Origin of the sequence: Pandoraea anapnoica (assembly GCF_902459765.1) — a bacterium.
GTDB lineage: Bacteria > Pseudomonadota > Gammaproteobacteria > Burkholderiales > Burkholderiaceae > Pandoraea > Pandoraea anapnoica.
Map to the genome: position 1 here is coordinate 71,278 of NZ_CABPSP010000005.1, position 19,204 is coordinate 90,481.

The window sequence follows — 19,204 nt, forward strand, 5'->3', positions numbered from 1 at the left end:
TCAAATCGCCACCGGCTGATGCGTCGCCGCCGACTGTCGCATAGCGTCGATCAACCTGAGAACGTCGGCCGCCTGACAAATATCTACGAACGGTGCGCTCGCACCGCTAGCCACATTGGCAAAATGTACAAGCTCATCGATATACATGGCGTTCCGGTCATAAGCCGCATCGCTATACAGCGTTGCCTCCTCGCCGCCGGACCGCTGCACTGTCACCGTATTCCTGAGCATGTCCCACACCAACGTTCCCGTCTCGCCGATCACTTTGCAGCGACGCGTGACCGAACGTTGAAGAAAGTCCATGTGCAAATTAATGACAGGGCCATTGTCGTGGATAAGGAAAGCGTCCACCACATCTTCCACATCGATCTCTAGATCGCTCACCTTGTTTGCGATGCAAAACACACTGTCCGGACGACCGAAAATCCACATCAGATAATCAATTTCGTGGCTCAGCTCGCGAAGCACCCCACCGCCAAGCGCACGCTGTGCGGACACCTGCTTTCGATAGTCCGACCCAGGACGCCAGTCGGGCAAATACTGCCCCACCTCGGCGCTCACCGAAAGCACACGGCCAACGCTTCCTTCGGTAACAGCTTGCCTCAGGCAAATGGCGGATGGCATGAATCGCAAGTTGTACGCCACCTCGATTCTTTCCCGATGACGCATCAATTCATCGAGTGATGGCGCCAGCGTCTGCATGCTGTCGGACAGCGGCTTCTCAATCATTACGGGGATTTGCGCTTCCAGCAGCCGACACGCGTGCGCCACGTGCGCAGGTGCGGGGGAAGCGATGACCGCAAAAACGGGGGACGCCGAAAGGGCTTCGTCGAGCGTGAGAAATCTGACGACATCCGGCTCGACATCGTCGGCAGACAGAGCTCGCCCCGACGCAGACACGCACCCGACAGCGGCGTCGGGATACAAGGCGTGCAAGTTACGCATGTGTCGGCGAGCAATACTGCCCGAGCCGATCACCAAATAGAGAGCCTTCGCCGTCATAGATTGCCGAACTGTTGCTGGGCTCGCTTGAAATCTTCCATGCGACCGATGTCCAGCCAATACTCATGCACAGGGAACATCATGACGTCGGAGCCCTTCTCGATCGATTGTTCCAGGAGCGTCGGCATATCCACGCGTTGATTGGCCGGTACGCTGCGGATCAACTCAGGAGACAGCACGTAAATGCCCGCGTTGATAAACCACTTCTGGACTGGCTTCTCCACCATGGACTGGATACGATGACCATCGCTCTGAATGACACCGTAGGGCACCTGGAATTCATACTCCCGCACGCACATCGTCGCCGTACCGCCATGCTCGTTGTGATAATCGAGCAAGCCGCGATAATCGAGGCGGGTCAGTAGATCACCGTTCATGAGGAACATCGGTAGGCTGATTTCATCTCGAGGGAGCAGCCCCAACGCCCCGCCCGTGCCCAGCGGCGTTTCTTCGTGAACGTAACTGATTGTCACACCCCACTTGCTGCCGTCACCGAAGTGCGCCCGGATCATCTCGGGGAGATAGTGCGTCGAAATATAGAACTTGTGGAAACCCGCGCTGATGTAGCTTTCGAGGATCAGTTCAAGGATCGGTTTGTCGCCAACTTTCAGCAGTGGTTTCGGACAGTCATTGGTCAGCGGATGCAGCCGGGTGCCAAACCCTCCCGCCATCAGAAAAACAGGGTTGTCGAGACGTCGGCCATTCACCAGTTCCTGCATCGTCTCCAGCCCGACAAGCACATTGCTGTCGTCAACGACCGGCATGTGCAGCAACTGGCGGGATTGCATGATCGCAAGCACACGCTCGCGCGGCCAGGCCGGTCCGGCGGTTTGCGGCGTCGAGCACATGACTTCGCGAACCGGCGTGCTCATCGGGAGATAGCGCAACAAGGCCCGGCGCACGTCGCCGTCGGTGATCGTCCCGAGCAACCGGCGTTGGGCATCCACGACGAGCACAATTCGCAGCGCGCCAGTGTCCAGCACCGAAATCGCCTTCTCCAGACTGTCGTCCGGGCCAACAAGCACAGCATTCCAATTCTTCATCGCTCGAAAATCCGTCGTACTCGAAAGTCGATCTGACTAATTACCACTCGATTGCATCACCTACTTCGTAGTCGCGTCCCGCCGTGCGCCCTACGACGCGCGGCCATTCCATCGGCGATATTCCTTCGCCCGGACGACGCACCGCGAGGTCTTCTTCAGACAGGACATGACCCGCGGGAATCGCCCGTGCCGCAACGATTTGCTTTCTGGCTACGAGACGGTTACTGCGCTCCGACGGCGTCAACCGCTTGACGCCGTCGCCGAGCGCCAGTTCAACGTGACGGATCGACGTCACCATCGCGCTCAGCTCGGCAGGTTCCAATGACGCCGCGTGATCGGGGCCGGGCAGGGTCCTGTCCAATGTAAAGTGCTTCTCGATGACGCGCGCACCCATGGCCACGGCGGCGATCGGAATCTCGATCCCCGTGGTGTGGTCGGAGTAACCGCACGCCAGTCCGAAGGCATTACCCAACGCGATCATCGCGCGCAGGTTCACGTCTTGCCAGGGTGCGGGATATTCCGTCGTGCAATGCAGCACGCAAATGTCCTCTCGCTTGGCACCTGCCGTCTGCAGGACATCGAGCGCCGCTTCCACGTCGCTTAGCGTACTCATGCCCGTCGACAGAATCACGGGACGCCCGAGAGCGCCAATTCGGCGCAGATACGGATAGTTGGTGATTTCGCCGGACGGAATCTTCCAGACCGGCAGTTCCTGCGAAATCAGGAATGCCAGGCTCTCCGGGTCGAAAGCCGTGGAAAACCACAAGATGCCTCGGGAGGCCGCGTATGCACGTAATTCCCGCTGCGTCTCGTCTGACAGTTCGAGCCGCCTGAGCATCTCGTACTGCGACGTCTCTTCACCCAGATTGCGCTTCTGATAGTCCGCCATTCGGGCTTCGCGCGATACAAGCGCTGCGGCGCGGAATGTCTGGAACTTCACTGCATCGGCGCCTGCCTCGGCTGCCGCATCGATTAACTGGCGAGCCAGCCCGATGTCGCCGTTATGGTTGACGCCAGCTTCCGCAATGATAAAAACACGTTCGTTCCAAAGACTCATTTCATTCTCCTCGCGGGCGTACCAACCCAAGTGCCCGCTGCGTCGATATCGGCGAGTACGGTTGCGCCGGCGCCCACAATGACACCGTCTGCAACACGCACGCCATGCCGAATCACCGCGCCAGAGCCGATCATACAGCCCTGGCCGATAACCACGTTCCCATTGATCAGCGCCCCGGTAGATACATGCGTGTGATCGCCGATGCGGGCATCGTGCTCGATCAATGCGGCCGTGTTAATGATGCAGTTCGTCCCGACCCGTGCGTTCGCATTGACGACGGCACGCTCTAGTACGACTGTCCCTTCCTCAACCGTGGCGTGCCGGGAAACGACGGCTGTCGTCGACACCAGCGTGGCAATCGTTGCGTTCGAGCGACGCAAGTTCTCAAAGATGCGTCGTCGGATGGCCGCTGACCCGGTCGTACCTACGCTCACGAGGAATGCGAGTTCCGCGTCGGATACATGCGCTTCGATCCAGTTGTCGTCACCGAGCACCGGATAGCCCAGAACGTCGGCACAGGCGTCGGGATCGACGACACCCGCGATCTCGATCTGCGCCCGCTCGGCGGCATCGATGCACGAGCGGCAATGCCCTCCGCCACCGACAAAAACGAGCCTCATTGCGCCGGCACGCTGCTCGGAATGTTGACGATTCGGTCCTGCAGCCATTGCGCATTCGGAATGGCCATCGCCTGTGCGTCGCGGAATGCTGGCAGGGTCGTCATCAGCTGCCACACCGGGCGCATCATGATCTTTTCATCCGCCGCATAAGCCAGCAACGCGTCTCGTTCGTCCCGCCCCTCGGTCAGCACCGCGTTCAACCAGAAATTCGATTCCCCGCCGACCGGCTCACTCAGGAAATTCAGCCCGGCTTTTTGACAGACATCCGCATAGAATCGCGACAGCTCACGCTTCTTCGCCAGAAAGCCGGGCAATTGCTCAAGCTGTGCACATGCCAGCGCAGCGTTGATATTCGGCAAACGATAGTTGTAGCCCACCTGGTCGTGCGAAAACTCCCACGCGTGCGGGCTCTTGGCCGTCGTCGTGAGGTGCTTGGCAAGGCGAGCGATTTCCGGAGAATCCGTAACGACGCATCCACCGCCCCCACTGGTCACAATCTTGTTGCCATTGAAGCTGAAAGCGCTCAGCGGTGCGAACGTCCCGAGCGCCTTGCCCTTCCAGGTCGAGCCGATCGCTTCAGCGGCATCTTCAATGACGACGATATTCCACCGCTCGCCGATTTCGATCAGCTTTTCGATACGCGAGGCGAGGCCGAACGTGTGCATCGGCACCATCGCGCGAATACGCCGTCCGGTGCCGCGATTGAAACATTGTCCGTCCCGCATTTCGGCGTGCGACTCGAGGAAGTCGGCAACGGCGTCCGGCGACAGGCCGAGCGTGTCTTTATCGACGTCGAGAAAAATCGGATGGGCGCGTTGGTAAGCAATCGCATTACAGGTGGCCACGAACGTAAGCGGCTGTGTGATCACTTCGTCGCCGTCGCGAACACCCGCGAGAATCAACGTCATATGCAGCGCCGCGGTACCGTTCATCGTCGCGATCGCAAACTTGCTGCCGGTGATTTCCTCCATCATCCGCTCGAAGCGGTCGACGAAGGGGCCCACTGACGATACAAAAGTACTATCGATGCATTCGCTCAAATAGGCCTTCTCGTTCCCTCCGAAGACGGGCGCGTGAAGCGGAACGAAGCCGTCGCCAGGGAAACGTTCGCGAACCGCCTGGATCAGCGGCAAATAGCGGGCTTTGACGTCAGACATTGTAAATACCTGCCTTGTACTTAGCGAGATTGCCGGGCTGAACAAACCAGTCGATGGTCGCCTGAAGGCCAGCGCGAATGTCGTACTTCGGGGTAAATCCGGTCATCTCGCGAATTCGGGCGTTATCGCACCAGAGGCGGAAGACTTCGGACTTGCCCGGACGCACGCGCTGCTCGTCGTGAAGGAATTCGACCGAACTGCCCATCAGTTCGCGAATCAGATTCAGCGTGTCACCCACCGAAATTTCGTAATTCGATCCGATGTTGACGACTTCACCTGCCGCAGCGTCGCAGCGAGCGAGCGCGAGGAATCCCTCGCACGTGTCGGCGACATAATTGAAGTCGCGCGTCGGCGATACATCGCCCAGCTTGATCTCTTTCGCACCCGCAGCAATCTGCGTGATGATCGTCGGAATGACCGCGCGAGCAGACTGACGCGGGCCGTAAGTATTGAACGGGCGAGCCGTCGTCACCGGCAAATCGAAAGCGTTGTAAAAGCTCATTGCCATCGCGTCGGCCCCGATCTTCGATGCGCTATACGGCGACTGCGGCTGCAGCGGATGCTTCTCGTCGATCGGCACGTATTGAGCCGTTCCATATACTTCGCTCGTCGACGTGTGGATGACACGCCCGACATTGTTCTCCAGCGCCGCCTGGCAAATGTTCAACGTGCCGCGCACGTTGGTGTCGACATAGCTTTCCGGTGCGACATACGAATAGGGGATCGCAATCAGCGCAGCCAGGTGAAAGATCGTGTCGACGTCTTTAGTGATGTGCTTGCAATAGTGAGCGTCGCGGATATCGCCGTTGAGAACTTCGATTTCCTTCAGGCATGCGACGTCCTCAAGCCATCCCCAATAGTTAAACGAGTTGTATTGCGAGAGCGCTTTCACTTCATATCCCTCACGCACCAACAACTCCGTGAGGTGGGAACCGATAAAGCCGTCTGCGCCGGTAACAAGGACTTTTTTCACAATAGGTAACCTAACAATGGGGATTGTTTTTAAACTCGCGAAGCATCAGGCGATAGCACACTGTTTTCCACAGCAGAAGCGTCGTATATGCGAAGCACAATGCGACGGGTACAGCGACCACTCCCCAGACGTGCCCCGCCGGCACCGCCACGGCGGCAAAAGCCAGCATCGCGGCAATCTGGCTCCATAACAGCACACGATCCAGCCCTCTTGCGTATAGCCCCAAATGGGGAATGTGACTTACGCCAAACACGAACATAGCTAGAAGTATGTACTTGAATAGATAGAAATTGTCACTGTACGCCGGCTTGTCGAGCCACTGAACCACCAGCAATCCAACGCACCACGCGCCGATCGCCAGCACCAGCATGCACACCACGACATTCAGGGTGAGCTTGCGCATTCGTTGCGCAAAAGCCGCCAGATCGTTGCGCTTTGCGGCATCGATCAAGCTGGGATAGAAAAAAACAATAACCCCGGCTTCCAGGAAAGAGATCATCGCCGTCGCAATGCCCGCGAAAAGCGAGTAAGCACCCACATCGCTAACACTTCCGAAATCCTGGACTGCGTAGCGATCAAATGTCGTGAGGCCTTGCAGTGCCAGCGCGGCGACGAAAAGGATGGCAGCCGTCTTCGCGCCCTTGCGCACCCAGCGCCAGTCCACCTGGCCGATACCGGGCCACCCATGCCGACTTCCCACCCAGTACGCACCGAGTATGCAAGCCAGGAAGCTGCCACATAGCCAGGCCCCAAGGACGAAATTGAGATCACGCGCCGAATCGGCGGCCACCATTGCGCCGATCACGGTCAGGCACCAGGCACCGCTGCGAACGAACAGCACGGCACTGGCATGCAACTGCATCGACAGTGAGACGAGAATGCGATTTACCTCCTGGGAGAAATGCTCGACCAGAAGAATCGCGTAAAACCAGCCGACATAAGCCCACGGGAGCTTCTTCCACACAAACAAGCCGATAAACAGCGGCATGAATATCGCATAGCAGACAAGATGAAACCCGATTTGGGATCGTAACATCCCGCGCCTGGCCGACTGGTCCGCAACCACCAGTTCGCGCATTGAAAAAGTGTAAAACTCACCACCCAGAATGAAAGCACAGTAACCAATTGTGACGACCATGAGGCCATAGACGCCGACATCGACCGGGCGAAGGAATTTGGCCAGCGCAAACACCAGAAGGAATTTGCTCGCCAGCGTGAGGCCACGCAAAATCAAATTAAAAATCTGGAGACGCAATTACGCTGCACCGATTGTGAGATTTAAGTATGTGGATTTGCGTCTGATTTTGGCTCGACTGATCGCCGGAGGCGCTTATCGGACGTGCGGCCCCGGGCTTTGCAGTGGCCGCATCGGTCGGGCGGTATGGTAGCATATCGACCACTTTATCCGACTCGCGGCCCCCGCATAGCGGTGCCTCCCCGACCGTCTGACGCCAGCGCGACTTTTGCACCACCGCAGACAAGTGTCACGCGCTCACAACATCCCTTCCCTGCAAGCCGCCCTCAAACACGCTTTGCCTATAATCCGGCTGGTATAATTCGCGTCTTGCAATCTGCCGTTGAAGCCCAGTGGACGGTGACCAAGCCCTCGAGCATCGCGTGACCCCGGCAAAGCGGCCGGGCGACGCAGGCCGTCAGGGCCGCCTGGTCTAATTAAGCGCCCAGAGGCCCAGCCGGCTGACGATTACTTACAATTTCAATTTGCCCCCTTGTGTAAAACGTTGTCTGAGTCGTGGTGATCAGATCCGCACCGCGCCTTTCGACCTCGAGAACAGCGGGAGGGGCAATTTACGCCAGTCAAGCTCATTCACGATGCGCTCAGTTTTGTCGTCGAACGCGCCATTCGGTCGCAGCCCGCAACCACTGCACCCGAAAAAGATCCGCCTTCCCCATCCATCGGCACGCACGATCGCGCCGGTCTGAATACCTCACCACGACGCCGACGCAAGTTTGCAGAATCAGTCAGGAACCGCATTTATGGCTAGCCAGCACTATCAAATTTGCTCCAACTGCATCATGGACACCTCGGATTCGAACATCACGTTCGACGAGCGCGGTTGGTGTGATTACTGCAATAACTATCACAGCAATATTCTGCCGAACTGGCATCCCGACGAGCGCGGCGAGCGTGAAATCATGGCGACCGTCGAGCAGATCAAACGTGATGGCAAAGGGAAGGATCACGACTGCCTGATCGGTCTTAGCGGCGGCGTGGACAGTTCTTATGTCACGTACCTTGCCAAGGAAAAGTTTGGCCTGCGTCCGCTGCTGTACCACGTCGATGCTGGCTGGAACTCGCAGCAGGCCGTCAACAACATCGAGAAGCTGGTCGACGGACTGAATCTGGACCTGTACACCGAAGTCGTTGACTGGCCGGAAATGCGAGATCTGCAACTGGCATTCTTCAAGGCTCAGGTGCCTCACCTGGACACGCCCCAGGACCACGCATTCTTCGCCGGCCTCTATAACTTCGCTGCCAAGCATGACGTAAAGTACATCCTGACCGGCGCGAATTACTCGACCGAGTGCGTCCGCGAACCGCTGGAGTGGCACTACCACGCGTCCGACTTGCGCCAGTTGAAGGACATTCACCGCAAGTTTGGAACCCGCCCGCTCAAGTCGTTCCCGCTCGCCGGGATTTTCAAGTTCAAGCTGTATTATCGATTTGTGAAAGGCGTTCGCGTCGTCAAGCCCCTGAATTGTGTTCCGTACATCAAGGAAGAGGCGATGGATGAACTCGTCGCCAAGTATGGTTGGCAAAAATACGCCCACAAGCATTACGAATCGCGCTTTACCCGCTTCTACGAAGGCTTCTGGCTTCCTACGAAATTCGGGTATGACAAGCGCCGCGCTCACTTCTCCAGCCTGATTCTCACGGGTCAGCTCACCCGCGAAGAAGCCCTCGAAAAGATCGCGAAACCGGCTTACGACGACCAGACGCTCGCTCAGGACTTCGAGTACATCGCGACCAAGCTCGGCATTACTGTGCAGGATTTGCGCAATCTGCTCGAAGGACCGAAGAAGACCTATAAGGACTACAAGAACGACATGGGCTTCATCGACCTTGGTACACGTGTGCTTCGCGCATTGGGCATTCAACGGGCGATCATCCGATGATTACCATCGTCGATTACGGGTTGGGCAATATCGGCGCGTTCTCCAACATGTACAAGCGCATGGGTATCGAGTCGCGACGCGCGACGCGTGCCGAGGAGCTCGATGACGCAACGCACATCATTCTGCCCGGCGTTGGCGCGTTCGATCACGCCATGGATCTGCTCAATGCGTCCGGCATGCGTGAATCGCTCGAGCGCAAGGTTCTGGTCGACAAAACGCCAGTTGTCGGTATCTGCGTCGGTATGCAGATTCTGGCGCAAGGAAGCGACGAAGGCGTGAGGGAAGGACTCGGCTGGATCAAGAGCCGCGTGCGAGGCTTCGCGAATAATCCCGAGTCGGCCTCCTTGCCGATGCCGCATATGGGATGGAACGATGTCACTCCCAATTCCAGCTCACCGCTGTTCAAAGGGTTGGAACGCGACGCGCGCTTCTATTTTCTGCACAGCTTTTATTTCGAGTGCGAGCAAGCAGAAGACGTTTCCGCCACGGCTGATTACGGATTCCGTTTCGGATGCGCCGTACGTCATGAGAATGTCTACGGCGTGCAGTTCCACCCCGAAAAGAGCCACCACTGGGGTGCTGCGCTGTTGAAGAATTTTGCGGAGATCTGACAATGCTGCGCCCGCGCATCATTCCTTGCTTGCTGATTCATGAAGGCGGCCTCGTCAAGACCGTCAATTTCAAATCGCCCAAGTACGTCGGCGACCCGATCAATGCCGTCAAGATCTTCAATGAGAAGGAAACGGACGAACTGATCGTCGTCGATATCGACGCCACTGCCAACGGTGCCGAGCCCGATTACGAGCTCATCGCACACATGGCCGCCGAATGCCGTATGCCGTTGTGTTATGGCGGTGGTGTGCGCACGGCTGAGCAAGCCAAGCGCATTATCGGTCTGGGGGTCGAAAAGGTTGCCATCAGCGCCGCTGCACTGGCTGATCCGACGCTCGTCACGCGCATCTCCGACGAAATCGGCCGACAAAGCCTTGTCGTCGTGCTCGACGTGAAAAAGCGCATGCTGAGCCGCGACTATGACGTCTACACGCACAACGGCACAAAAAACACAAAGCGCAGCGTCTTTGACGTTGCACTGGAAGCGGCAAAGAATGGCGCCGGCGAGATTGTCGTCAACTCGATCGATAACGATGGCCAGATGAAGGGCTACGATCTTGCACTGGCCGAGAAGCTTCGCAAGACAGTGAGCATCCCCATCACGATTCTGGGTGGTGCCGGATCGCTGGATGACCTTGGACAGCTCATCGGACGCTGTGGCGTCATTGGCGCAGCCGCTGGCAGTCTGTTTGTTTTCAAGGGTGCTTATCGCGCCGTCTTGATCAATTATCCGACCCTGGCGCAGCGCGACGAAATGATTCTCGCGGCGTTGCCCCGAGCGTGAGCGCGCTGCGCGTCGCGATCACCACTATTAGACGAGACTCCCCATGTTTGCAGGCAAAGTTCTCCTGATCACCGGCGGCACCGGTTCATTTGGCAACGCGATCCTGCGTCGCTTCCTCAATTCGGATCTCAAAGAGATCCGAATTCTGAGTCGCGACGAGAAGAAGCAGGACGACATGCGCAAGAAGTACAACGACCCGAAGCTGAAGTTCTTCATCGGGGACGTGCGCGACTACCAATCTGTGCTCAACGCCGTACGCGGCGCAGATTTCATCTATCACGCCGCAGCGCTCAAACAAGTGCCGTCTTGCGAGTTCCATCCGATGGAAGCCGTCAAGACCAATGTGCTCGGGACGGAAAACGTTCTGGAAGCAGCGATCAATTGCAATGTAAAGCGAGTCGTCTGCCTGAGTACGGACAAGGCCGTCTATCCTATTAACGCGATGGGTATCTCGAAAGCGATGATGGAAAAAGTCATCGTCGCAAAATCGCGCGGCAGCGACAGCACCGTCATATGTGCGACCCGATACGGCAACGTGATGGCGTCGCGCGGCTCCGTCATTCCGTTGTTTGTCGAACAGGTTCGTGAGGGCAAACCCATCACGATTACAGACCCGTCGATGACGCGCTTCATGATGACGCTGGACGACGCCGTTGATCTCGTGCTGTACGCATTTCAACACGGTTCGCCCGGCGATATTTTCGTTCAAAAAGCACCGGCCTCGACGATCGAGAATCTGGCCCGCTCGCTCGTGTCGCTGATGAAAAAGCCCGACCACGAGATTCGTGTCATCGGAACGCGCCATGGCGAAAAGCTGTACGAAGCACTGCTCAGCCGTGAGGAGATGGCCGCTGCCGAGGATCTTGGCAACTACTACCGCGTGCCGCCCGATCTGCGCGATCTGAATTACGGCAAGTTCGTCGAACAGGGTGAAACAAGAATTTCGGAAGCGACCGACTACAACTCGCACAACACCGAGCGACTGGACGAAGCTGGAATGACGGCGCTCTTGATGAAGCTGCCTTTCATCCAGGCCATCGCGCGCGGCGAGTACGTCATTCCGGAGGCGTAAAGCATGCGCGTGCTCATCACCGGTGCCAACGGATTCATTGGCAAGAATCTGGCAGTCCACCTGCGCGAACGCAAGATCGAAGTCGTCCCCTTCACGCGTGACACGGCCACTGAGCAGTTGCCTGCCTTGCTCGATGGCGTTGACTTCATCTTCCATCTGGCGGGCGTCAACCGCCCCCAGGATCCTGCCGAATTTGACACCGGCAACGCGGGCCTGACCGAATCGCTGACGCAAGCGGTTCTCGCCAGCGGCCGCGCGATCCCGATCGCCTATACGTCGTCCATTCAAGCCGAGCGAGACAACCCCTACGGTCAAAGCAAGCGCGCCGCAGAAGACAGCATCGCGAAACTTGCAACCCAATGTGGTGCGCCCGCGTATATCTATCGACTGCCCAATGTCTTCGGTAAATGGGCGAAGCCGAATTACAACTCGGCAGTGGCTACGTTCTGCCACAACATTGCGAACGGCCTGCCCATTCAGATTCACGACCCCGAGGCTGTCGTCCATCTCGTGTACGTCGACGATGTTTGCAAGGCGCTGGTCGGCTTGCTCGATGCTCCGGCCCAGGGCGTACAGTGGCCCGAGGTAACGCCGTCTTATCAATGCACTGTCGGCGAGTTGGCCGCACACATTCGTGAATTCGAGGCTAGCCGACTGTCGATTACCACGCCGGCTGTCGGCACCGGGCTCGTTCGGGCACTGTACGCAACCTATCTGAGCGTGCTACGTCCCGGCCAGTTTAGCTACGACCTCACGCCGCACGGCGATGCTCGCGGTGTCTTCGTCGAAATGTTGCGCACGAAGGACTCGGGACAATTCTCGTTTTTTACGGCGCACCCGGGTGTGACGAGAGGCGGGCATTATCACCACACGAAAAATGAGAAGTTTCTGGTGCTGAAAGGGCGTGCCCATTTCGGTTTTCGCCACATCGTGACCGGCGAGACGACCGAGTTGATCACGTCGGACGAAAAGCCGCAGGTCGTCGAGACCATTCCCGGCTGGTCGCACAACATCACCAACATCGGTGCCGACGAATTGATCGTCATGCTTTGGGCCAACGAAATATTCGATCGCGCTGTGCCCGACACGATTGCCCACGAGGTTTGAATGAAGAAGTTCAAGGTTGCCACCGTTGTCGGCACACGACCGGAAATCATCCGTCTTTCGCGCGTGATGGCCAAACTGGACCAGTACTGCGAGCACGTACTGATTCATACCGGGCAAAATTACGATTTCGAACTCAACGAGATTTTTTTCCGAGATCTCGCGGTTCGCAAACCCGATCATTTTCTAAATGCAGCGGGAAGTAACGCAGCCGAGACCATCGGTAACGTGATCATTGCCGTGGACCAGGTGCTTGCACAGACGCAACCGGATGCGTTGCTGATCCTTGGCGACACAAACAGCTGTCTCGCGGCAATTCCCGCGAAACGCCGCAAGATCCCGATTTTCCATATGGAAGCCGGGAATCGCTGCTTCGATCAGCGTGTCCCCGAAGAAACGAATCGCCGCATCGTCGACCACACGGCCGATATCAATCTGACCTACAGTGACATCGCGCGCGAATATCTGCTGCGCGAAGGGCTACCGCCTGACCGCGTCATCAAGACCGGCAGCCCGATGTTCGAAGTCCTGACCCACTATCTGGACGACATCGAGAAAGCCGATTCGCTGGACTCTCTCGGCCTCACACCGGGCAAGTATTTCGTTGTCAGCGCGCATCGCGAGGAGAATGTCGATTCCGACCGCTTGCTCAACAATCTGGCGCTCACGTTGAATTCGGTCGCGCAGACTTACAATGAGCCGGTGATCGTTTCGACGCACCCGCGCACTCAGAAGCGTATTGACGCGATGGGCATTCGCTTTCACGAAAACGTCCGTCTGCTCAAACCTATGGGCTTTCACGCCTACAACAAGCTGCAGAAGTACTCCCGGGCGGTGTTGTCCGATAGCGGGACGATCAGTGAAGAGTCGTCGATTCTCAACTTCCGTGCGCTGAACATTCGTGAGGCGCACGAGCGCCCCGAAGCGATGGAAGAGGCCTCGGTGATGATGACTGGCCTCAATCCCGAACGTGTCATGCAAGCGCTGGACGTGCTTCGCGATCAGCCTGTCGGGGAGAAGCGCCTGCTCCGACCGGTCGCCGACTACTCTATGCCGAACGTGTCGGACAAGGTCTTGCGGATCCTCCTCAGCTACACCGACTACGTCAATCGAACTGTCTGGCGAAAAGAGTGCTGAGGTAGGCGTGAAGATCCTCATCGTCAGTCAGTACTTCTGGCCCGAGAACTTTCGCATCAATGATCTGACGGCCGCGCTCGTGGAGCGCGGCCATCAGGTCACGGTTCTCACAGGCTACCCCAACTATCCGGATGGCAAGATCTTCGACGAGTTTCGCGCCAATCCAGGCGGTTTCTCCCAGTACGAAGGTGCAGAGGTTATTCGTGTGCCGCTCCTGCCGCGGGGCAATGGCGCTTTGCGATTGATGCTCAACTACGCATCGTTCGTCGTCACCGGCATGTTCATCGCACCGTTCAAGCTGAGGGGACGAAAGTTCGATCGGATTTTCGTCTACGAAACCTCACCTATTACGGTCGGCCTGCCCTCATCTGTGCTGCGTTGGGTCAAACGCGCGCCGGTGGCATTCTGGGTGCTCGATCTCTGGCCTGAGACGTTGCGTGCCGTCGGCGTGATCAAATCCGAGCGTGTGCTCGGGTGGGTCGGCAAACTGGTGACATTCATCTACAACCGGTGCGACGTGATACTCGCGCAATCGCGTTCGTTCATTCCTGCAATTCGTCGACATGCCGGCGAAAGCGCCCGTGTGGAACTGCTTCCGAGCTGGGCGGAAAGTCTGTTCGACGACGCCGAAAACGTGAGTGTCGCACCTGAACTCGTACCGTTCGATGGCAAGTTCAAGATCGTCTTCGCCGGAAATATCGGTGAAGCGCAGGATTTTCCCGCCATTCTGGATGCGGCTTATGCACTTCGCGAGCGTACCGACATTCAATGGGTCATCGTCGGCGACGGGCGTAACGCCGCATGGGTTGCAAGTGAAATCGAAACACGCGGCCTGAGCAGCACAGTGAGCATGCTCGGACGCTTCCCGCTCGACCGGATGCCATCGTTCTACGCGGGTGCCGACGCACTCCTTGTCACGCTTCGTTCGGACGAGATTTTCGCCATGACGATTCCGGGGAAGGTTCAATCCTATCTGGCCGCAGGAAAGCCGATCCTGGGCATGCTCGACGGTGAAGGGGCACTGGTCATCGAAGACGCGAAGGCAGGCTATGCCTGCAGTGCCGGCAACGGTGAAGCGCTCGCTACGCTAGCTTGCCGTCTCGCAGACGATGGCGCAGCGCAACGCGATGCCATGGGTGAACGGGGGCGCGCGTATTACCGTGCCAACTTCCAACGTGACACCGTCATCCAGCGTCTGGAAGACATGCTTGCCGATTTGACGCTGAAGTCCCGCTGATCATCGCTTGAGGAACGGCCGATCACGGGCCGAATCGTGTGAAAAAAAAAGCACCATCTCCGACGAGATGGTGCTTTTTTTGCATTCATGGTGGAGCGGAGGAGGATCGAACTCCCGACCTTCGCATTGCGAACGCGACGCTCTCCCAGCTGAGCTACCGCCCCACACGAAGTTCTGATTATAGCGATTTTTCCCGACGCGGCGAGCCGCCGAGAAAATTGCTCGGGATTGCCCGTCAGGCGAGCAATCCCCGCGCTTTCGCGAACACTTCAAGCGGCCCCCAGATTGCCCTTCATCCCTTTGATAACAGGGACTTTCGGCGCTTTCGCGACAATCGTCTTTTGCGCCTTGAGATGGCGGGCCACGACGTCCCAGACCGGCTCACCCTGCGCGCCTTCGGCCACCGGCGCCCAACCGGCCACCTTGTAGGTCTTGCCCGCCTCGATGAGCTTGCCGTTCAGTCGCATTTCGGAAATCCTCTGCCCCATCGGCGCCATCGGATCGATGGTGTAGTCCATGCCACCCACGCGCACCATATCGCCGCCCTGCTGGTAATACGGGTCCGGGTTGAACAGGTTGTCCGCCACATCTTCGAGCACCGTCTTGATCGTCTCGCCAGTCATGGGGGTAAGGGTTGTATACGGATACGTAATCGCCGTCTGGTCGAGCAGTTGCTCCATCGTGATCGCCTGGCCCGGCAGCAGCGACGTCCCCCAGCGAAAGCCCGGCGAGAAGCCGATCTCGGCGTCCTTCTCGGCCATCACGGCGTCGAGCAGCAACTGGTCGAAGGTGCCGTTGAAGTTGCCCCGGCGGTACAGCGTGCCTTCGGTGACCGCCAGCGGCTCGGCCAGCTTCGCCGCGAACGGTGCTCGCACGCGCTCGATGAGCGCCTGCATTTCCGCGTCCGCCGGCAGCAGGTTCGCGAACACCGGCAAGAGCTTGTAGCGGAAATCCACAGGCTTGCCGCCCCTCACGTCGAAGTCCAGCACCGCGAGGAACTTGCCGTTCGAGCCAGCATTGGTGACGAGCGTCTTGCCGCCTGCGTTTTCCACGACGACCGGCTTGGGCACGCCGTCATGCGTGTGGCCGCCGAGAATCGCGTCGATGCCGCGCACGCGCGACGCCAGCTTCAGATCGACGTCCATGCCGTTGTGCGAGAGCACCACGACCACCTGCGCGCCCTTGCCGCGCACTTCGTCGACCATCGACTGCAAACGCTCCTCCTGAATGCCAAACGTCCAGTCGGGTACGAAGTAGCGCGGATTCGCGATCGGGGTGTACGGGAACGCCTGACCGATGATCGCCACCGGCACGCCGTTCATCGTCTTGATGGTGTACGGCGCAAAGACGGGATCGCCGAAGTCGTTCGTCTGGACGTTCTGAGCGACGAAGTCGATCTTGCCCTTGAGTTGTTCTTCGACGACGGACTTCACGCGCTCCGCGCCGTAGGTGAATTCCCAGTGCGCCGTCATGACGTCGACGCCGAGCGCCAGCGTGGCGTCGACCATGTCCTGACCCTTCGTCCACATGGCGGTGCCGGAGCCTTGCCACGTGTCGCCACCGTCGAGCAGCAGCGCGCCGGGTCGCGATGCCTTCATGCGCTTGACCAGCGTCGCCAGATGCGCAAAGCCACCGACCTTGCCGTAGGTGCGCGCAGCGGCTGCGAAATCGAGATAGGTGAAGGCATAGGCATCCTGCGTGCCGGGACGCAATCCGCAGGCCTTCAGGAAAGCGTCGCCCACGAGGTGCGGTGCCTTGTTGGCCTGCTCGCCAATGCCCAGATTGACGCTCGGCTCACGGAAGTAGATCGGCAGTAACTGCGCGTGGCAGTCGGTGAAGTGCAGCAGATGCACGTTGCCGAACTTCGGCAGATCGTAGAACGCCGCAGCTGCCTTGGCCGCGGCCGTCTCGTGATGCGACAGCGCCATCCCACCTGCGGCCGCCACTGCCAGTACTTGCATGAACTCGCGTCGATTCATCTCGTCTCCGTTGCATCTGCGGGGCGAACGCATCTCACAATGCGTCGCCGCTGTTATTTCTACGCGTTGGTTTTTGCGTCGATTCGTTCGTGAGGCCAGTTCACTTGCCAGCGTAATCCGCAAGCGCCGCCACGTCCTCGCCGAACATCTCGCCGACTTCCTTGCGCAAGACGCGGCCGTTGCGCCCGATCACGTACAACTCCGGCAACCCGCGACGCTTGCCCAGCGCCGCCTGCCAGGCGTCCGTCTCCATCCCGGCGGGGAACGTGTAACCGTGCGCTTTGATGTAGTCGATGGCATCCGTCGGCTTCTTGTCGATGGATAGCGTGATGATCTGGATCGGCTTGCCGCGCGTCGCCTCGTACAGCTTCTGCACGTGCGGATTCTGCTGCGCACAGAACGGACACCACGACGCCCAGTATTCGACGATGACCGTGCGGTCCTTGAATGCGCTGGCGGGCAGCGTCTTGCCGTCGAGCAACGTGAGCGACGGCAGTGTCACGATGTCGCCGACTTCGACCGCCCTTGACGGCGCGCTCGTGAGCATTGCCACCACACTCAACACGATGGCCAGTCCATTAGCGGCGCGTGCCATGCGTGCGCGCGCACGGCCAGGCCGTTCGGACCGGGCGAAAGCGTCAGATTGGGAAGTCATGCGGCACTCCGAAAGCCGTCGGCGGAGGTTGCCCCTCCGCCCGAACAGCAAAGGACAAACGCCTTATTGATTGACCGGCGAAGCCGGGTCGAGCAACAGTGCCATGACATCCTTCAACTGCTTTTCCGTCAGGATGCCTGCCGCCCCGAAGCGCGGCATATTGGAGCAGGCCATGTAGCTGTGCGAGTCGTAGACCTTCGCCCACGTGTACTTGACCACTTCGGGCGAATCGCCGCGCAGCTTGCCGTAGTTATAAAGCGACGGACCGATGTTGCCGAACGAGATTTCGCTCTTGGTCAGTTGATGGCAGGCATAGCAGTTGCCGCCGTTGACGGTGTCGGCCTTGTCGGTGAATTGCATGCCGCGTCCGTTCTGGGCGACCTTCTCGCCTTCCTTCCAGTCGCCGAGGTACTTGCCATCCGCCGGTGCCTTGACGTTCGCCAGTTCGGCCTTTTGCAGACGCTCGGCGATCTTCGCCGGCATCGGCTTGATCGCGTACTGCGTGCACAGCTTCTGCAATTCGCTCTGATCGATGCGATCGAGCTGCGCGATGCCCGAGCCACGGAACGAGTCGCGCAGTTCCTGCACGACGGCCGCGTCGGTGGTGCCCGTGACGCGTTTGTCGCCGTCACCTTGTGCGAAGGCCGCGCCGACGACGAGAGCCCCGGCCGCTGCCAGCGCGACACATGTCGCGCGCAATGCGAATGATTTCATGGGTGTGCCTCGCAATCGGTCAGCGCTTCAGGCCAGGGGCGTCCATCTTGCCGCCGTTGGCCATCACACCGAGGAAAGTAATCAGATCGATCGACGCCTGCGAACCGTAGTTCAGCTCGGGCATGCGCTGCTGTCGGAAGCAGTCGTACATGCGCCACTGAATCGTGCGCAGCGCGCCTTGCGAGACACGGTAGCCCGGCCACGTCGCGAAGGCCTGACGTGCGGCCGCCGGTTTGGTCAGGTTCGGCAGATCCTGCAAGCGGATGCGCTTGTCGTCCGCCCCGTGGCACGACGCGCACGAGAAGTCGTAAGGACCTGCACGGTAATAGAAAATCTTCTGGCCGCGCGCGTAGGCTTCCTTCTCTTCCTTGTGCGACTGCGGCACGCGAATGAGTGCACCACGCGACTGACCCGCCACGTAAGCGGTGAGCGCTTCGAGATCGGTCGGATCCTGGCCTTCCTTGGAGAACGGTTGCTTGATGACGTCCGCGCGCTTGAAGCCTTGCAGATTCACCATGCATTCGACGATGCGCGACTCGCCGTCGAGTACGCGTTTCGTATCCGGGAAGTAGCGCGGCAGTTGCGCGTAGGCGTCCTTCACTACACCGGCGCCGAGTCCGAGGTCGCACTGCGCGAGCGACACGTTGTTCGGGCCACGCGGCGTCTTCCAGAGTTCTTCGCCGCGCATTTCGATGAGTTCCGCCGGGTTGCCGTCGGCGAGCATTTCGCGATATTGCGCGATGGCGTCGGCCGTCGAGTTGTCGGCAGCGTGCACCGCGGCGATGGGCGCGCCAACGCCCGCGATAGCGAGCAGGCCACCCAGCACCGTACGGCGCAGCCGTGCCGCCGATGTGACGTCGCGTGGGGTGCTCACCCGTGCGCTATGTTGCGCCTCTAGCATCTGACTCTCCTCTTTTTGTGGG

The 19,204-nt window shown here is 58.9% G+C and carries 18 protein-coding genes and 1 tRNA gene; 7 read left to right on the forward strand and 12 right to left on the reverse strand.

All coding sequences use genetic code 11. The features are described 5' to 3' along the window. The 7 genes from PAN31117_RS10325 to PAN31117_RS10355 are packed head-to-tail and all read right to left on the reverse strand — an operon-like array spanning position 1 to position 7,107. Positions 1-1,002, reverse strand: a complete 1,002-nt coding sequence (locus PAN31117_RS10325) for a Gfo/Idh/MocA family protein (protein ID WP_150738129.1) — start codon at positions 1,000-1,002, stop codon at positions 1-3. Then, complete coding sequence (locus PAN31117_RS10330) at positions 999-2,027, reverse strand: nucleotidyltransferase family protein (RefSeq protein WP_246189015.1); 1,029 nt, start codon at positions 2,025-2,027, stop codon at positions 999-1,001. Before PAN31117_RS10330 ends, PAN31117_RS10325 begins: the two co-directional genes overlap by 4 nt. Positions 2,028-2,085: 58 nt before the next feature. Continuing rightward, positions 2,086-3,102: an N-acetylneuraminate synthase gene (neuB, locus tag PAN31117_RS10335; RefSeq protein ID WP_150738131.1), complete on the reverse strand. Its 1,017-nt coding sequence runs from the start codon at positions 3,100-3,102 to the stop codon at positions 2,086-2,088. Then, positions 3,099-3,722: an acetyltransferase gene (locus PAN31117_RS10340; protein WP_150738132.1), complete on the reverse strand. Its 624-nt coding sequence runs from the start codon at positions 3,720-3,722 to the stop codon at positions 3,099-3,101. Before PAN31117_RS10340 ends, neuB begins: the two co-directional genes overlap by 4 nt. Then, entirely contained in the window at positions 3,719-4,924 is a 1,206-nt protein-coding gene (locus tag PAN31117_RS10345) for a LegC family aminotransferase (protein ID WP_217429649.1), read from the reverse strand. The genes PAN31117_RS10340 and PAN31117_RS10345 overlap by 4 nt, the downstream gene beginning before the upstream one ends. Continuing rightward, on the reverse strand, positions 4,872-5,852 hold the full coding sequence (locus PAN31117_RS10350; protein WP_150577981.1) for an NAD-dependent 4,6-dehydratase LegB: 981 nt from the start codon (positions 5,850-5,852) through the stop codon (positions 4,872-4,874). The genes PAN31117_RS10345 and PAN31117_RS10350 overlap by 53 nt, the downstream gene beginning before the upstream one ends. A gap of 10 nt (positions 5,853-5,862) precedes the next feature. Beyond that, entirely contained in the window at positions 5,863-7,107 is a 1,245-nt protein-coding gene (locus PAN31117_RS10355; protein WP_150738133.1) for a lipopolysaccharide biosynthesis protein, read from the reverse strand. Positions 7,108-7,847: 740 nt separating this feature from the next. On the opposite strand from PAN31117_RS10355, the gene PAN31117_RS10360 reads away from it, so the two are divergent. Genes PAN31117_RS10360 through PAN31117_RS10390 form a run of 7 tightly spaced genes read left to right on the forward strand, consistent with a single transcriptional unit; the run spans position 7,848 to position 14,933 of the window. Next, positions 7,848-8,987, forward strand: a complete 1,140-nt coding sequence (locus PAN31117_RS10360) for an N-acetyl sugar amidotransferase (protein ID WP_150577983.1) — start codon at positions 7,848-7,850, stop codon at positions 8,985-8,987. Then, a complete protein-coding gene (gene hisH, locus PAN31117_RS10365) occupies positions 8,984-9,598 on the forward strand; it encodes an imidazole glycerol phosphate synthase subunit HisH (RefSeq protein ID WP_150738134.1) in 615 nt (204 codons plus the stop codon). The genes PAN31117_RS10360 and hisH overlap by 4 nt, the downstream gene beginning before the upstream one ends. Positions 9,599-9,600: 2 nt before the next feature. Further along, positions 9,601-10,383 (forward strand): AglZ/HisF2 family acetamidino modification protein, encoded by a 783-nt coding sequence (locus PAN31117_RS10370; protein WP_150738135.1) that lies wholly within the window; start codon positions 9,601-9,603, stop codon positions 10,381-10,383. A 43-nt stretch (positions 10,384-10,426) separates the two neighbouring features. Then, positions 10,427-11,455 (forward strand): polysaccharide biosynthesis protein, encoded by a 1,029-nt coding sequence (locus PAN31117_RS10375; protein WP_150738136.1) that lies wholly within the window; start codon positions 10,427-10,429, stop codon positions 11,453-11,455. A gap of 3 nt (positions 11,456-11,458) precedes the next feature. Further along, a complete protein-coding gene (gene wbjC, locus PAN31117_RS10380; protein ID WP_150738137.1) occupies positions 11,459-12,562 on the forward strand; it encodes a UDP-2-acetamido-2,6-beta-L-arabino-hexul-4-ose reductase in 1,104 nt (367 codons plus the stop codon). Then, a complete protein-coding gene (wecB, locus tag PAN31117_RS10385) occupies positions 12,563-13,696 on the forward strand; it encodes a non-hydrolyzing UDP-N-acetylglucosamine 2-epimerase (protein ID WP_150738138.1) in 1,134 nt (377 codons plus the stop codon). 7 nt (positions 13,697-13,703) lie between these two features. Next, positions 13,704-14,933: a glycosyltransferase family 4 protein gene (locus tag PAN31117_RS10390; RefSeq protein ID WP_150738139.1), complete on the forward strand. Its 1,230-nt coding sequence runs from the start codon at positions 13,704-13,706 to the stop codon at positions 14,931-14,933. Positions 14,934-15,021: 88 nt separating this feature from the next. Here the strand turns inward: PAN31117_RS10390 and PAN31117_RS10395 are convergent. The 5 genes from PAN31117_RS10395 to soxA all read right to left on the reverse strand — a co-directional run bounded on the left by PAN31117_RS10395 (position 15,022) and on the right by soxA (position 19,182). After that, positions 15,022-15,097, reverse strand: a tRNA-Ala gene (locus PAN31117_RS10395). 105 nt (positions 15,098-15,202) lie between these two features. Next, on the reverse strand, positions 15,203-16,912 hold the full coding sequence (gene soxB, locus PAN31117_RS10400; protein WP_150738140.1) for a thiosulfohydrolase SoxB: 1,710 nt from the start codon (positions 16,910-16,912) through the stop codon (positions 15,203-15,205). 100 nt (positions 16,913-17,012) lie between these two features. Continuing rightward, entirely contained in the window at positions 17,013-17,507 is a 495-nt protein-coding gene (locus PAN31117_RS10405) for a TlpA family protein disulfide reductase (protein ID WP_150738280.1), read from the reverse strand. Positions 17,508-17,630: 123 nt separating this feature from the next. After that, a complete protein-coding gene (gene soxX / locus PAN31117_RS10410; RefSeq protein ID WP_150738141.1) occupies positions 17,631-18,281 on the reverse strand; it encodes a sulfur oxidation c-type cytochrome SoxX in 651 nt (216 codons plus the stop codon). A gap of 19 nt (positions 18,282-18,300) precedes the next feature. Further along, positions 18,301-19,182: a sulfur oxidation c-type cytochrome SoxA gene (soxA, locus tag PAN31117_RS10415; protein ID WP_370855744.1), complete on the reverse strand. Its 882-nt coding sequence runs from the start codon at positions 19,180-19,182 to the stop codon at positions 18,301-18,303. Between the last annotated feature and the right edge of the window lie 22 nt (positions 19,183-19,204).

Excerpts from the sequence above, each read along its gene's own strand:
- neuB (WP_150738131.1), bottom strand. The coding sequence starts at position 3,102 with ATGAGTCTTTGGAACGAACGTGTTTTTATCATTGCGGAAGCTGGCGTC.
- soxB (WP_150738140.1), bottom strand. The coding sequence starts at position 16,912 with ATGAATCGACGCGAGTTCATGCAAGTACTGGCAGTGGCGGCCGCAGGT.
- hisH (WP_150738134.1), top strand. The coding sequence starts at position 8,984 with ATGATTACCATCGTCGATTACGGGTTGGGCAATATCGGCGCGTTCTCC.
- PAN31117_RS10325 (WP_150738129.1), bottom strand. The coding sequence starts at position 1,002 with ATGACGGCGAAGGCTCTCTATTTGGTGATCGGCTCGGGCAGTATTGCT.
- PAN31117_RS10370 (WP_150738135.1), top strand. The coding sequence starts at position 9,601 with ATGCTGCGCCCGCGCATCATTCCTTGCTTGCTGATTCATGAAGGCGGC.
- PAN31117_RS10405 (WP_150738280.1), bottom strand. The coding sequence starts at position 17,507 with ATGGCACGCGCCGCTAATGGACTGGCCATCGTGTTGAGTGTGGTGGCA.
- soxX (WP_150738141.1), bottom strand. The coding sequence starts at position 18,281 with ATGAAATCATTCGCATTGCGCGCGACATGTGTCGCGCTGGCAGCGGCC.
- PAN31117_RS10360 (WP_150577983.1), top strand. The coding sequence starts at position 7,848 with ATGGCTAGCCAGCACTATCAAATTTGCTCCAACTGCATCATGGACACC.
- wbjC (WP_150738137.1), top strand. The coding sequence starts at position 11,459 with ATGCGCGTGCTCATCACCGGTGCCAACGGATTCATTGGCAAGAATCTG.
- PAN31117_RS10340 (WP_150738132.1), bottom strand. The coding sequence starts at position 3,722 with ATGAGGCTCGTTTTTGTCGGTGGCGGAGGGCATTGCCGCTCGTGCATC.
- PAN31117_RS10375 (WP_150738136.1), top strand. The coding sequence starts at position 10,427 with ATGTTTGCAGGCAAAGTTCTCCTGATCACCGGCGGCACCGGTTCATTT.
- soxA (WP_370855744.1), bottom strand. The coding sequence starts at position 19,182 with ATGCTAGAGGCGCAACATAGCGCACGGGTGAGCACCCCACGCGACGTC.
- wecB (WP_150738138.1), top strand. The coding sequence starts at position 12,563 with ATGAAGAAGTTCAAGGTTGCCACCGTTGTCGGCACACGACCGGAAATC.